Genomic DNA, 13,204 nt, shown 5'->3' with positions numbered 1-13,204 from the left:
CACGCAAGCATCAATCTTTTCAGGCGCTGTTGTTAATGAGGGCCTCGTGGTTCACGTGGCATGCCCAATGCCCGTTCGGCAATCACGTTGCGCTGAATCTCATTGCTGCCGCCATAGATGGTGTCGGAGCGGGTAAACAGGAACAGCGACTGCAGGCGACTGAGCTGGTAGGGCGCGCCGTCGAGGATTTCCCCGTCATCGCCCAGTACGTCCATCGCCAGTTTGCCCAGGTCGCTGTGCCAGGTGGACCAGGCCAGTTTGTAGATCATCGCTTCGCGACTGAGGCTACCGTCTTGAGGGCCTGAGAGCATGCGCAAAGAGTTGTAGCGCAATACTTTGAGCCCGCTCCAGGCCTGGGCGATGCGCTGACGCAGCAGCGGGTCGCGTGCGGCGCCGTTGGCGCGGGCGATGCGGATGATCTCATCGAGTTCGTTGTGAAACTGCATCTGCTGACCCAGGGTGGATACGCCGCGCTCAAAACCCAGGAGCGCCATGGCGATCTTCCAGCCATCGCCTGGTTGTCCGATCAGGTTATCGGCACTCGTGATGGCCTGGTCGAAGAACACCTCGTTGAATTCACTGGTGCCGGTCAGTTGCTGGATCGGTTGTACGCGGATGCTGTCCTGGGCCATCGGCACCAACAGGAATGACAAGCCGTGATGCCCTTGGCTGCTAGCCTCGGTGCGCGCCAGCACGAAACACCAATCGGCTTCGTGGGCCAGGGAGGTCCAGACCTTCTGCCCGCTGATCAGCCAGTGTTCACCCGTGGCATCCAGTTTCGCCCGGGTCTGTACGTTGGCAAGGTCCGAACCGGCTCCGGGTTCCGAATAGCCCTGGCACCAGAATTGGCGGCCCTCGAGGATCCCGGGCAGCAAGCGCTTTTGCTGCGCCGGGGTACCGAAGGCGGCGAGTGTCGGGCCGACCAGGCCTTCGCCGATATGCCCCATGCGCCCGGGGCCACCGGCGCGGGCATACTCCTCATGGAAGATCACCTGCTGGCTGATGGAAAGTCCTCGTCCGCCGTGCTCCCTGGCCCAGCCGACGCCGATCCAGGCACCTGCGGCAAGCCGGCGCTCCCAGGCCTTGCGCTCCTCAGGAAAGCTGTGTTCATCCCCCGGACCGCCGCGAAAGCGCAGTGGGGCAAATTCCCCGCTCAGGTGCTCGGCCAGCCACCGGGAAACTTCTTCACGGAACATTTCGTCTGCACGACTGAATCCGATTCTCATGGTTGTTCTCCCAACAGGTGCTTGGCCAGGCGCTCGCGGTGCAACGCCGGGCTGCCTAGCAGGTGCTCGCTGGCGCGGGCTCGTTTGAAATACAGGTGTGGGTCGTATTCCCAGGTGAACCCGACGCCGCCATGCAGCTGGATCGACTCGGCGGCGCAGTTGAAAAACGCCTCGCTGGCATGGATTTTTGCCGTGGCGGCGGCCTGCTCAAGCTCCTGGGCCACGGCGGCATCGCCTTGGGGGGCCAGGCATTCCTGGGCCACGCAGGCGGCATAGTAGGCTGCCGACCGGGCGCACTCGACTTGCAGCATCATGTCGGCACAGCGGTGCTTGATTGCCTGAAAGCTGGCGATAGTGCGCTTGAATTGCCGGCGTTCAGCAATGTAGGCCAGGGTCAGGTCCAGGGCCTGCTGCGCGCCCCCGGTTTGTTCGGCGGCAAGGCCGGCAGTGGCAATCAGCAGGGTGCTACGCAGCACCGCCCAGCCTTGGTCTGGACCGCACAGTTGTTGTGACTCGCTGACCTGCACTTCATGCAGTTCAATGCGGGCAAGGCGACGGGTCTGGTCCAGGGTTGCCAGGGGGGTACGTACGACGCCAGGCGTATTGCCAGGCAAGACGAACAGGCTGATGCCTCGTTCGCCCTGAGTGCCTGGGGCGCGAGCGGCGACGATCAGCAGGTCGGCGCAGGCGCCGTCGATGACCTGTGCGTAGTGGCCGTCAAGGGTCCAACCTCCAGGGCGCGTTGCGGCCACGGCTTGCACACTGCCAGGCTCCAGTCCCGGAAGGCTGGCGAAGGCCAGGGTGGCACGTGTTTCACCGGCGGCAATCGCCCCCAGCCAGTGCTCCTTTACGGGTTCGTTGTGCCCCAGCAGCAGTGCCGGGGTGGCCAGGCAGGCAGTGGCGAACAGCGGCGAACCCAGCAGATAGCGACCGCTTTGTTCCAGCAGAATGGCCAGCTCTACAAAGCCCAGGCCCATGCCGCCAAAGCGTTCCGGCACCATCAGCGCCGGCCAGTACAGTTCCTGGCCGATCCGTTGCCAGACCTCGGGATCATGAGCGTCAGGCCGGTTCATGGCGGCGCGCACGGCATGCGAGTCGCTGGCCTGGGCGAGGAAACGCTCGGCGCTATCGCGAATCATCAGGTGTTCTTCGGTAAAAGCGAACTCCATGGGGCGGTCTCTGCAATGCGAATGGATGCGCGAGTCTGTGGCGTTGAGGGAGGTGTTCGAATCACTAAAACGGACTAGTACTGACCCGCTGCGCGTCGTTGTGCCGAGCTCTGCTTAGTCTCAACGGACGATGAAGCCTTGGGCGGCGCTTTGCACAATGCCAACCACGAAAGCCCATTCAGCCAACGAGGACCAAGGCATGATCGACATTCGCGGTTTGAGCTATTTCGTCTCGCAGATCGAAAACCTCAGTCATTGGCAGCGTTACGCCGAAGACGTGCTGGGCATGCAAGTGCAGGCGGCCCCAGGTGGTGGCCTGTACGTGAAGATGGACGAGCGTCCGTTTCGTATGCTGATCGTCGAAGGGAGCGAGGCGCGTTATCTGGCTTCCGGATGGGAGTTGGCCAACGAGTCGGCCTTCAAGTCTGCACTCGAGCACCTGAGCGCCGCCGGCATCGAATGGCAGCCGGGCTCTGCGATCGAGGTCGAGCAGCGCGGTGTACAGGCGCTGATCAAGGTCACCGACCCGTCGGGCAACTGTCATGAGCTGGGCTGGGGTCATCGCTCCGATTGCCTGCCGTTTGTGTCGCCCCAAGGGGTGCCGCGGTTCATCACCGGCGACATGGGCCTGGGTCATACCGTGCTGCCAGCACCAAACTTCGACGCCACCCTGGCGTTCGCCAAGGATGTGCTGGGTTTTGAGCTCTCGGATATTTTCAACTTTCGTCCCGACCCATCGGTGCCGGCGGTTCGCATTCACTTTCTGCATTGTCAAAACGCCCGCCACCACAGCCTGGCACTCGCCGAGTACCCGGTGCCGTCAGGTTGCGTGCATGTGATGGTCGAGGTCGATTCGATGACCGAGGTCGGCCGGGCGCACGATCGTCTGCACGCCCATGACGTGTCCCTGTCCGCGACCCTAGGCCAGCACCTCAACGATCGCATGACCAGTTTCTACATGAAGACGCCGTCCGGTTTTGATCTGGAGTACGGCTTTGGCGGTTTGCAAGTCGACTGGGCCGAGCATTCGGCGTTCGAGTTCACCCGTGTGAGCATTTGGGGGCACGACTTTTCGGTCGGCCATCAGTAAGGAATGATCCTGATGAACAAACAACTGACAGCGGCCGATGCGGTCGCTCAATTACGCGATGGCATGACCATCGGTTTCGGTGGCTGGGGCCCGCGGCGCAAGCCGATGGCTATCGTGCGCGAGATCCTGCGCTCACCGGTCAAGGATCTCACGGTGGTTGCCTATGGCGGCCCGGAAGTGGGCATGCTGTGCGCTGCCGGCAAGGTCAAGAAGCTGGTGTTCGGCTTCGCTACCCTCGATGCCATTCCGCTGGAACCCTACTACCGCAAAGCTCGCGAGGCTGGCGAGCTGGAACTGATGGAGCTGGACGAAGGTATGTTCCAGTGGGGGCTGCGCGCCGCTGGCATGCGCTTGCCATTCCTGCCGACCCGCTGCGGCCTGGCCACCGATGTCACGCGCTTGAATTCGCAGCTTAAAACGATCCAGTCGCCCTATGCCGATGGCGAGGTGTTGCTGGCGATGCCGGCGCTCAACCTCGACGTGGCGTTCCTGCACGTCAACGTCGCCGACCGCTTGGGTAACTGCCTGGTGACAGGTCCGGACCCGTATTTCGATCACCTGTTCGCCCGCGCTGCCAAGCAGTGTTTCGTGTCGTGCGAACGCTTGGAAGAGCGCCTGGAGCTGAGCGCCGATCAAGCCCGTTTTAACACCTTTGAACGTTACCTGGTGAGCGGTGTGGTGCATGCACCTCTGGGTGCGCACCCGACGCTGTGCGCACCTGATTACGGATGGGACATCAAACACCTCAAGGGTTATGTCGCCAGCAGCCAGGCGGAGAACGGCTGGCAGGACTATGTGCAGACCTACATTGCCGGTGGCGAGCTGGCTTATCAGGCACAGAACGGCGGTGCCGATTCCATGGGCGTCTTGCCCCTTCCCGTGTTCTGAGGATTAGCGACCATGTCTGCAACCTGTGATTTTACCCTCGCTGAACTGATGATCGTCGCGGCCTCCGAGGCCTGGCGCGGTAATGGCGAGGTGATTGCCTCTGGCCTTGGCGTGATTCCGCGCCTGGGCGCGAGCCTGGCCAAACTGACTCACAGCCCCGAGCTGCTGATGACCGACAGCGAGGCGTTTCTGGTAGAAGAACCGATCCCGCTGGGCCCAAGAGGTGACTACGTGCCACGGTACTCGGGTTACATGTCGTTCGAGCGGGTTTTCGAATGCGTGTGGGGTGGCCGCCGCCACGCGATGATCGGGCCGACCCAGATCGACCGCTGGGGCCAGACCAACCTGTCCTGCGTCGGCGACTATCAAAAGCCCAAGACCGCGATCCTCGGCGTGCGCGGCTTGCCAGGTAACAGCATCAACCACCTGAATTCGTTCTTCGTACCCAGTCATAACACCCGGGTGTTCGTCAGCGGCGAAGTCGACATGGTCTCCGGCGTGGGCTTCAAGGCCGAGCGCTGGCCCGAAGGTGCGCGTCGCGACTTGATGGACATTGACTGCGTAGTCAGCGACTTGTGCGTGTTGGATTTCAATGGACCGCAGCGTGCAGTGCAGGTCCGCTCGCTGCACCCCGGCGTGAGTTTCGATCAGGTCCAGGAGAACACCGGCTTCCCGTTGCTCAAGTCGGCGCAGTTGCACGAAACCGTGCATCCCACCCCTGAGCAGTTGGCCGTGATCCGTCGACTCGACCCCCACGATTACCGCGCCACGGCGATCAAGGGCAATCCGCCCGGCATCCGTACGGCCTGAGGCAAGGACACGACCATGCACAGCAGCGACAGTGAATTCATCGTCCGCCAGGACAACGCCGTTTACGAGACGGACACCCCGGTGCTGTACAGCGTGGCCGAGGGTATCGCCACGCTGACGCTGAATCGGCCGACCTTCAACAACGCGCAAAACTCGCAGATGACTTATGCCCTGGATGCCTGCTTTCGCCAGGCGGTGAACGACGACAGCGTCAAGGTCATCGTCCTGCGCGGCAACGGCAAACACTTTTCCGCAGGCCACGATATCGGCTCGCCCGGCCGGGATATCGACAAACCGTTCGAGCGCGCGCACCTGTGGTGGGACCACACCAACAAACCCGGTGGCGAGCAACTGTATGCCCGCGAGCAGGAAGTGTACCTGGGCATGTGCCGGCGCTGGCGCGAACTGCCCAAGCCAACCATCGCCATGGTCCAGGGCGCGTGCGTAGCAGGTGGGCTGATGCTGGCCTGGGTCTGCGATTTGATCGTTGCCAGCGACGACGCATTTTTCCAGGACCCGGTGGTGCGTATGGGCATTCCAGGGGTGGAGTATTTTGCTCACCCCTACGAAATGAATCCGCGTATCGCCAAGGAATTTCTCTTCACTGGTGACCGCATGAGCGCCACAAGGGCCTGGCAAGTGGGCATGGTCAATCGCCTGGTGCCGCGTGAAGAGCTTGAACAGGCGACCTACGCCCTGGCCGCAGGCATCGCCCGCCAGCCACGCATGGGCCTGGCCCTGACCAAACAGGCGGTCAACCACGTCGAAGACCTGCAAGGTAAACGCACGGCGATGGATGCGGTATTTGCCTGGCACCACTTTGCCCATGCCCATAACGAGTTGCTGTCCGGCGACAAACTGGGCGGTTTCGATGCCAAGGGGATGGCCCGCGCCAACAAGCAGGCCGAGGACGAAAACCAATGAACCGCTGGTTGGAAACACCGCTGACCGAAGCCCTCGGGTGCCGTTACCCGATCGTGCAGACCGCCATGGGCTGGGTCGCTGATGCCAACCTGGTGATCGCCACGACTCAGGCCGGGGGCTTCGGTTTCCTGGCCGGGGCGACCATCCCGGCTGATGAGCTGGAAGGCGAAATCCGCAAGGTAATCGATGCCACCGGCGGCAGCAATTTTGGGCTCAATTTCCATATGTTCCAGGACAACGCTGCGCAGTGTGTCGACCTGGCGATTCAGTACCGCTTGCGCGCCGTGAGCTACGGGCGTGGTCCGGACAAACAGACCATCGCTCGCTTCAAGGCGGCCAAGGTGCTGTGTATTCCCACCGTGGGCGCCTTGAAGCATGCGCTCAAGGCCGTGGAGCTGGGCGCCGACCTGATCACTGTCCAGGGCGGCGAGGGCGGCGGCCATACCGGCGGCGTACCCAGTTCGATCCTGCTGCCCCAGGTACTGGCGGCGGTCAGGGTGCCGGTGATCGCGGCGGGTGGGTTCGCCACTGGCCGTGGGCTGGCTTCGGTCCTGGCTGCCGGTGGCGCGGGAATCGCCATGGGCACACGGTTTCTCATGACCCGCGAATCGCCGACTCCGGCCGCGACACTAGAGCGCTACCTGAAGGTCAAGGATCCGCAGCAGGTGCGTGTGACCACTGCGGTCGATGGCATGCGCCACCGAATGATCGAAAACCGCTTCATCAATCACCTCGAACAAGCGGGCCCCTTCGGTCGCCTGCGCATCGCCCTGGGCAGTGCGTGGCAGTGGAAGCAGCAAACCGGCATGAGCCTGGCGCACATGGCCTCGGTGTTCGTCCGTGCACTACGCGAAGACCCATCGCAGCTGTCGCAGGTGGTGATGGCTGCCAACCAGCCGGTGCTGTTGCAGCGCTCCATGGTCGATGGCGCACCGGACGAGGGCATCCTGCCCAGTGGACAGGTCGCCGCTGCGATTGGTGAATTGCTCAGTTGCCGCGAGGTGATCGAAGGCATCGCCGGTGAGGCACAGCACTGCCTGGATACGCTCCTGGCACGCAGCCAGCACCTCCCATCGAATCGTCCCGCCAGTATCGGAGAACACCTGTGACCCAGGCATTTAGCACACAACTCAATCAGGGCATCGTTGAACTGGTGATCGCCAAGCCCCCGGTCAACGCCCTCGACAGCCAGGAGTGGCAGGCCCTGGCGCAGCACATCGAAGCCCTTGGGGCTAATCCCGAAGTGCGGGTGATCGTGATTCGCGCCGAGGGCCGGGGCTTTTGCGCCGGAGTCGACATCAAGGAGCTGGACAAGTACCCGGAGCGGATCGTCGAGGTCAATGCCGGTAACTACGCCACCTTCAAGGCCGTGCATCGCAACCCGGTGCCGGTGATTGTCGCGGTCCATGGTTTTGTCCTGGGCGGCGGCATTGGTATCACCGGTGCGGCGGACATTGTTGTCGCCTCCGACTGCGCGACCTTTGCCCTGCCGGAAGTCGACCGCGGTGCCATGGGCGGCGGTGCACATCTGCAGCGCCTGTTCCCGGTGCAAAAAGTCCGTTACCTGTTTTTCACCGGCGACAGCATCAGCGCCCCCGAAGCGCTGCAATACGGCTTCATCGAGCGGATTGTCAGCAAGGATCAATTACGCGAAACCGCCCTGGGCATTGCGGCGAAAATTGCCGAAAAAAGCCCGGGCATGATCCGCATCGCCAAGGAAGCCTTGAACGGTATTGAAGACGGCAACCTGGAAGACAAATACCGCTGGGAACAGGGCTTCACCATGCAGGCCTATAGCAGCCCGGACTCCGCGGAAACGCGCCGGGCCTTCGTTGAAAAACGCGACGCCAAGTTCTGAGATAAACGCCATGGACCTGACTTACACCCCCAAGCAAATCGCTTTCCGCGCCGAAGTGCGGGCCTGGCTGGCAGCCAACCTGCCACGCGAGCCGCTGGCCAGCTACGACACTCGCGAAGGTTTTGAACAGCACCGCTCGTGGGAGGCCAAGCTGTTCGAGAGCCGCTGGTCGATGGTGATGTGGCCAGCCGATCTGGGCGGACGCGGTAGCGACCTGATCGAGTGGCTGATCTTCGAGGAAGAGTATTACGGCGCCGGAGCCCCCATGCGTGTCAATCAGAACGGCCAGCTGTTGCTGGGGCCGACCCTGATGGAATTCGGCACGCCGGAGCAGAAGCAGCGTTTCCTGCCGCGTATGGCCGCCAGCCTGGACATGTGGGCGCAAGGCTGGTCGGAGCCCAACGCGGGGTCCGACATGGCGGCAATCACCAGCAAGGCCCTGATCGACGGTGACCACTACGTGATCAATGGGCAGAAAACCTGGTCAACCCGGGCGACCTACGCCGACTGGCTGTTCGGGCTGTTCCGCAGCGAGCCAGGATCGAGCCGGCACCACGGGCTTTCGTTCATCATGGTGCCGCTGGACGCACCGGGAGTGAGCATTCGCCCGATCAAGGCGCTCAACGGCAAGGACGCCTTCGCCGAGGTGTTTTTCGATGACGTGCGGGTGCCGGTGGCTAACCGTATCGGTACCGAGGGGCAGGGCTGGCACGTGGCAATGGCCACCGCCGGTTTCGAGCGCGGCCTGTTGCTGCGCTCACCGGCGCGCTTCCAGGCCACGGCACGCAAGCTCGTGGCCCTGTACAAGGCACACCGCGCCAGCGCCGACCGCGACCCAAGCCTGCGCGATGCCGTGCTGGAGACCTGGATGGGCGCTGAAGCCTACGCGCTGTCGGCCTATCACACCGTGGGCCGCCTGAGCCGAGGCGAGCAGATCGGCGCTGAGTCGAGCATCAACAAAATCATCTGGTCAGAGCTGGATCTGAAGATGCACGAGACTGCCATGCGCATTCTCGGTGGGCGCGGCGAGCTGGTGGGCAAGGCCTCCCAGGCCGGCGATGCGGCCGGCTGGCTGGAGGGTTTCCTGTTCGCCCAGTCGGGGCCGATCTACGCCGGCACCAACGAAATCCAGCGCAACATCATTGCCGAGCGCATGCTCGGCTTGCCGAAATAAGGAACCGCCATGGACTTCACTTTTAACGATGACCAGTTGGCGTTTCACGAGGCCATCAGTCGTTTCCTGATGACCGAAGCCGCCCCGGAAATGCTTCGGGAAATCTGGGAAACCGATGCCGGCCGCTCGCGGGACCTGCGCAACAAGATCGCCGGCCAGGGCCTGACTGCCTTGTCAGTGCCCGAGGCCGAAGGCGGCCTGGGCATGGATGATGTGACCTGGGCACTGATGACCCAGGAACTGGGTTACTACGCCATTCCCGATTCATTGGCCGACACCGCTTATGTTGCCAGTGGCTTACTTGCCGGCCTGCCCGCAGGCCACCCGGCCCGCGCCGAACTGCTGCCCCGGATCGCCGATGGGAGCTTGCGCATGGCGATCAGTCATCCGGTCAATTTGCTGGTCAGCGATGCGCAATTGGCAGAAGTACTGCTGCTCACCCATGGCGATGAGATCCACGTGGTGCCTCGCTCTCAGGTTGAGGTAGAAAACCATCCGAGCATCGACGCTTCGCGCCGCCTGGGTGAGGTGAAGTGGATCCCAACGCCGGCGACCTGTGTGGCCAGTGGCGAGCAGGGGCGTGCTTTACAGGACCGTCTGCTGGACCGTGGCGCGCTGTCGGTGGCCGGGCAACTGCTGGGATTGGCGCAACGCATGCTGGACCTGTCCGTGGACTACGTGGCCCAGCGTAAACAGTTCGGCAAGCCGATCGGCAGCTTCCAGGCTGTCAAGCATCACCTGGCCGATGTCGCCCGCTACATCGAACAGGCCAAACCCGTGCTGTACCGCGCCGCACATGCCCTGGCCCGGTGCGACGTCAACGCGGGCGTATGGGTCTCCCAGGCCCGCCTCGCGGCGAATGAGGCGAGCTGGATCGCTGCCCGCAAAGGCATCCAGGTTCACGGCGCAATGGGATACACCTGGGAAGTCGATTTGCAGATGTTCATGAAGCGCGCCTGGGCTCTGGATGCATCCTGGGGCGACCGCGGATTTCACAAAAACCGCGTCAGCGACTACTTGTTCGCCGACACTACTGGCCTGGGGCCTGGACACACTTTCGAGGAATGAGTCATGGCACAGGCTTACATTGTTGATGCACTGCGCAGCCCCACCGGCAAGCGCAAGGGCTCGTTGAGCGAGATCCACGCGATTGACCTGGGCGCCCATGTGCTCAAGGCACTGGTGGAGCGTAACGTGATCCCCGCGCAAGACTACGACGACGTGATATTCGGGTGCGTCGACACCATCGGCTCCCAGGCCGGCGATATAGCGCGCACCAGCTGGCTGGCCGCAGGCCTGCCAATGACGGTCCCCGGCACCACCGTGGATCGCCAATGCGGTTCATCGCAACAGGCGCTGCATTTTGCCGCGCAGGCGGTGATGAGCGGCACCCAGGATGTGGTCGCGGTGGGCGGCGTGCAAACCATGACCCAAATCCCGATTTCCTCCGCGATGCTGGCCGGCCAGCCCCTGGGCTTTGCCGATCCATTCTCGGGCAGCGTTGGCTGGCGTGCGCGCTTTGGTCAGCAACCGGTGAACCAGTTCTACGCCGCGCAACGGATTGCCGATCATTGGCAGATCAGTCGCGAGCAAATGGAAGCCTTTGCCCTGCAAAGTCACGAACGCGCATTGGCGGCCATTGCCAACGGGCGATTTGCTCGGGAAATCGTCGCCTGCCAGGGCCTCGCGGTGGATGAAACCCCGCGGCACAGCAGCCTGGTAAAGATGGCTGAACTGCAGCCGGTGGACCCTCAGTACCCATCGATCACCGCCGCCGTGTCCAGCCAGACCTGCGACGCGTCAGCTGCGCTTTTGGTGGTGTCGGAGGCGGCGCTCAAACGCTACGACTTGACGCCACGGGCGCGGATTCATCACCTAACGGTGCTGGGTGACGATCCAATCTGGCATCTCACCGCACCGATTGCGGCGACACGCCGGGCTTTGGCCAAAAGCGGGCTGAGCATGGCTGACATCGACCGGGTAGAGATCAACGAGGCCTTTGCCTCTGTGGTCATGGCCTGGGCCAAAGAGCTGGATTACGACCCGGCACGCACCAATGTCAATGGCGGGGCAATTGCCTTGGGGCACCCGCTGGGCGCAACCGGAGCAAGGCTGATGACCACGCTGCTCAACGAACTGGAATGCAGCGGTGGGCGCTATGGCTTGCAAACCATGTGTGAAGGCGGCGGCCAGGCCAACGTGACCATCATCGAACGGCTGTAATTCTTTTACGTGGGCCGCCGCTTCGGCTGCGCGTCCACCCAAATCCAGAGGAGTTAAACATGGCTATTTGTGCAGACCGCACCGTGATCATCACCGGGGCCGGAGGCGGGCTCGGTCGCGCCTATGCCCTGGCGTTCGCCGCGCAAGGGGCCAATGTCGTGGTCAACGATATTCGCGCCGATGCCGCAGAAGATGTGGCAGGTGAAATTCGCGCGAGCGGCGGCCAGGCCATTGCCAGCAGCGACGACATCACCACGCTGGCCACTGCGCAGCGCATCGTCGATGCGGCGTTGGCCGCGTTTGGTGAAGTACATGTGCTGATCAATAACGCTGGCGTCTTGCGCGACCGCATGTTCATCAGCCTCAGTGAAGAAGACTGGGACATGGTCATGCGCGTCCACCTCAAGGGCCATTACTGCCTGGCCAACATTCTCGGTCGGCGCTGGCGCGACCTTGCCAAGGCCGGCAAACCGGTCGACGCCCGGATCATCAACACCAGCTCCGGCGCCGGCCTGCAAGGCTCGGTGGGACAGTCCAATTATTCGGCGGCCAAGGGCGGCATTGCTTCGCTGACCCTGGTGCAAGCGGCGGAGCTCGCGCGCTACGGTGTCACCGCCAACGCGTTAGCCCCGGCGGCACGTACCTCGATGACCGAGAGTGCCATGCCCGACGTGGTGAAAAAGCCTGAGGACGACAGCTTCGATGCCTGGGCGCCGGAAAATGTCGCGCCGCTGGTGGTGTGGCTTGGCAGCCCGGCGTCGGCCCATGTCAGCGGCCAGGTCTTCGAAAGCCAGGGCGGGCGGATCTCCCTGGGAGACGGCTGGCGCACGGGCGTCACCCGCGATAAAGGCGCGTTGTGGCAAGTCGAAGAGATTGGTGCGGCCGTGGACTCGATTCTCGCTGAAGCGCCCAAGGCACAGAACGTCTGGGGCAGCTGAAGCCCCGACCCTTTGTTCACGTCAACGTTCTCGACCTTCATACCCCATTTTGACGATGTGCCCGCCTGGCCCGCTCCGTAAAACTGCAGCGTATTGATTTCTTCGGAGGTAGACGCTGTGAAACAAGCCCCCCCTTATGTTCCCGGTCATCAATTACTGGCCGGCAAGTCGGTATTGATCACCGCCGCGGCCGGTGCCGGTATCGGTTACTCAGCGGCCCGACGCAGTGCCGAGGAAGGTTGTCGGGCGCTGATGATTTCCGACGTTCACCCGCGGCGCCTGGAAGAGGCGGTAGCGCGCCTCAAGGGCGAGACCGGCCTGCAGGCGATCTACGGCCAGCTGTGCAATGTCACGATAGAAGACGAAGTCCAGGCCTTGGTGGCGGCGGCTGAAGAGGCTCTGGGCGGGGTCGATGTGCTGATCAACAATGCGGGGCTGGGTGGCCAGAAGCGTGTGGTAGAGATGAGCGATGAAGAGTGGTTGCGGGTGCTGGACGTGACATTGACGGGCACCTTTCGCATGACTCGGGCGATGTTGCCGCACATGCAGCGCCGCGGCGCAGGAGCCATCGTCAATAACGCCTCGGTGCTCGGTTGGCGGGCCCAAAAGGAACAGGCCCATTACGCTGCGGCCAAGGCCGGCGTAATGGCCCTGACCCGCTGCAGCGCCCTGGAAGCCGCTGAGTTTGGCGTGCGCATCAATGCGGTATCGCCGTCGATTGCCCTGCACGATTTTCTCAAGAAAGCCTCCAGCGAACAATTGCTCGCCAGCCTGGCAGGGCGCGAAGCGTTCGGTCGCGCCGCCGAAGTATGGGAGGTGGCCAACGTGATGATGTTCCTGGCCAGCGACTACGCCTCCTACATGGTCGGTGAAGTGCTGTCAGTCAGTTCACAACAAGCTTGAG

At 62.9% G+C, this 13,204-nt stretch carries 13 protein-coding genes; 11 read left to right on the top strand and 2 right to left on the bottom strand.

Going from position 1 to position 13,204, the window contains the following annotated elements:
• Window positions 1-32: 32 nt before the first annotated feature.
• Both AAEZ05_RS18660 and AAEZ05_RS18655 read right to left on the bottom strand, forming a co-directional pair.
• Complete coding sequence (locus tag AAEZ05_RS18660) at window positions 33-1,226, bottom strand: acyl-CoA dehydrogenase family protein (RefSeq protein ID WP_350648410.1); 1,194 nt, start codon at window positions 1,224-1,226, stop codon at window positions 33-35.
• Window positions 1,223-2,395: an acyl-CoA dehydrogenase family protein gene (locus tag AAEZ05_RS18655; protein WP_045058517.1), complete on the bottom strand. Its 1,173-nt coding sequence runs from the start codon at window positions 2,393-2,395 to the stop codon at window positions 1,223-1,225. Before AAEZ05_RS18655 ends, AAEZ05_RS18660 begins: the two co-directional genes overlap by 4 nt.
• A gap of 199 nt (window positions 2,396-2,594) precedes the next feature.
• On the opposite strand from AAEZ05_RS18655, the gene AAEZ05_RS18650 reads away from it, so the two are divergent.
• The 11 genes from AAEZ05_RS18650 to AAEZ05_RS18600 all read left to right on the top strand — a co-directional run bounded on the left by AAEZ05_RS18650 (window position 2,595) and on the right by AAEZ05_RS18600 (window position 13,203).
• Window positions 2,595-3,485, top strand: coding sequence for a VOC family protein (locus AAEZ05_RS18650; protein ID WP_045058516.1), 891 nt, complete (start codon window positions 2,595-2,597; stop codon window positions 3,483-3,485).
• 12 nt (window positions 3,486-3,497) lie between these two features.
• Entirely contained in the window at window positions 3,498-4,373 is an 876-nt protein-coding gene (locus tag AAEZ05_RS18645) for a CoA transferase subunit A (RefSeq protein WP_045058515.1), read from the top strand.
• Window positions 4,374-4,385: 12 nt separating this feature from the next.
• Entirely contained in the window at window positions 4,386-5,183 is a 798-nt protein-coding gene (locus AAEZ05_RS18640) for a CoA-transferase subunit beta (RefSeq protein WP_045058514.1), read from the top strand.
• Between the two features lie 15 nt (window positions 5,184-5,198).
• Entirely contained in the window at window positions 5,199-6,107 is a 909-nt protein-coding gene (locus AAEZ05_RS18635) for an enoyl-CoA hydratase (RefSeq protein WP_045058513.1), read from the top strand.
• The gene (locus AAEZ05_RS18630; protein ID WP_045058512.1) at window positions 6,104-7,216 is read left to right on the top strand and encodes an NAD(P)H-dependent flavin oxidoreductase; all 1,113 of its coding nucleotides are present in this window, start codon (window positions 6,104-6,106) and stop codon (window positions 7,214-7,216) included. The genes AAEZ05_RS18635 and AAEZ05_RS18630 overlap by 4 nt, the downstream gene beginning before the upstream one ends.
• Window positions 7,213-7,965, top strand: a complete 753-nt coding sequence (locus tag AAEZ05_RS18625; protein ID WP_350648407.1) for an enoyl-CoA hydratase family protein — start codon at window positions 7,213-7,215, stop codon at window positions 7,963-7,965. Before AAEZ05_RS18630 ends, AAEZ05_RS18625 begins: the two co-directional genes overlap by 4 nt.
• Before the next feature lie 10 nt (window positions 7,966-7,975).
• On the top strand, window positions 7,976-9,139 hold the full coding sequence (locus AAEZ05_RS18620) for an acyl-CoA dehydrogenase family protein (RefSeq protein ID WP_045058510.1): 1,164 nt from the start codon (window positions 7,976-7,978) through the stop codon (window positions 9,137-9,139).
• Window positions 9,140-9,148: 9 nt separating this feature from the next.
• Window positions 9,149-10,207 (top strand): acyl-CoA dehydrogenase family protein, encoded by a 1,059-nt coding sequence (locus AAEZ05_RS18615; protein WP_045058509.1) that lies wholly within the window; start codon window positions 9,149-9,151, stop codon window positions 10,205-10,207.
• 3 nt (window positions 10,208-10,210) lie between these two features.
• Window positions 10,211-11,362 carry an acetyl-CoA C-acetyltransferase gene (locus tag AAEZ05_RS18610; RefSeq protein ID WP_045058508.1) on the top strand — a complete coding sequence of 384 codons (1,152 nt, stop codon included), beginning with the start codon at window positions 10,211-10,213 and terminating at the stop codon, window positions 11,360-11,362.
• A 59-nt stretch (window positions 11,363-11,421) separates the two neighbouring features.
• Entirely contained in the window at window positions 11,422-12,300 is an 879-nt protein-coding gene (locus tag AAEZ05_RS18605; RefSeq protein ID WP_350648404.1) for an SDR family oxidoreductase, read from the top strand.
• Between the two features lie 117 nt (window positions 12,301-12,417).
• Window positions 12,418-13,203, top strand: coding sequence for an SDR family oxidoreductase (locus tag AAEZ05_RS18600; RefSeq protein ID WP_152644248.1), 786 nt, complete (start codon window positions 12,418-12,420; stop codon window positions 13,201-13,203).
• Window position 13,204: the final 1 nt, after the last annotated feature.

It is taken from the genome of Pseudomonas sp. HY13-MNA-CIBAN-0226 (assembly GCF_040310305.1).
In the GTDB taxonomy this organism is placed as follows: Bacteria; Pseudomonadota; Gammaproteobacteria; order Pseudomonadales; family Pseudomonadaceae; genus Aquipseudomonas; species Aquipseudomonas gregormendelii.
This window is presented reverse-complemented; position numbering and strand designations above follow the sequence as displayed.

Bases quoted from the DNA above. Each gene is read 5' to 3' on its own strand.
- AAEZ05_RS18660 (WP_350648410.1), bottom strand. From the start codon at position 1,226: ATGAGAATCGGATTCAGTCGTGCAGACGAAATGTTCCGTGAAGAAGTT.
- AAEZ05_RS18655 (WP_045058517.1), bottom strand. From the start codon at position 2,395: ATGGAGTTCGCTTTTACCGAAGAACACCTGATGATTCGCGATAGCGCC.
- AAEZ05_RS18650 (WP_045058516.1), top strand. From the start codon at position 2,595: ATGATCGACATTCGCGGTTTGAGCTATTTCGTCTCGCAGATCGAAAAC.
- AAEZ05_RS18645 (WP_045058515.1), top strand. From the start codon at position 3,498: ATGAACAAACAACTGACAGCGGCCGATGCGGTCGCTCAATTACGCGAT.
- AAEZ05_RS18640 (WP_045058514.1), top strand. From the start codon at position 4,386: ATGTCTGCAACCTGTGATTTTACCCTCGCTGAACTGATGATCGTCGCG.
- AAEZ05_RS18635 (WP_045058513.1), top strand. From the start codon at position 5,199: ATGCACAGCAGCGACAGTGAATTCATCGTCCGCCAGGACAACGCCGTT.
- AAEZ05_RS18630 (WP_045058512.1), top strand. From the start codon at position 6,104: ATGAACCGCTGGTTGGAAACACCGCTGACCGAAGCCCTCGGGTGCCGT.
- AAEZ05_RS18620 (WP_045058510.1), top strand. From the start codon at position 7,976: ATGGACCTGACTTACACCCCCAAGCAAATCGCTTTCCGCGCCGAAGTG.
- AAEZ05_RS18615 (WP_045058509.1), top strand. From the start codon at position 9,149: ATGGACTTCACTTTTAACGATGACCAGTTGGCGTTTCACGAGGCCATC.
- AAEZ05_RS18610 (WP_045058508.1), top strand. From the start codon at position 10,211: ATGGCACAGGCTTACATTGTTGATGCACTGCGCAGCCCCACCGGCAAG.
- AAEZ05_RS18605 (WP_350648404.1), top strand. From the start codon at position 11,422: ATGGCTATTTGTGCAGACCGCACCGTGATCATCACCGGGGCCGGAGGC.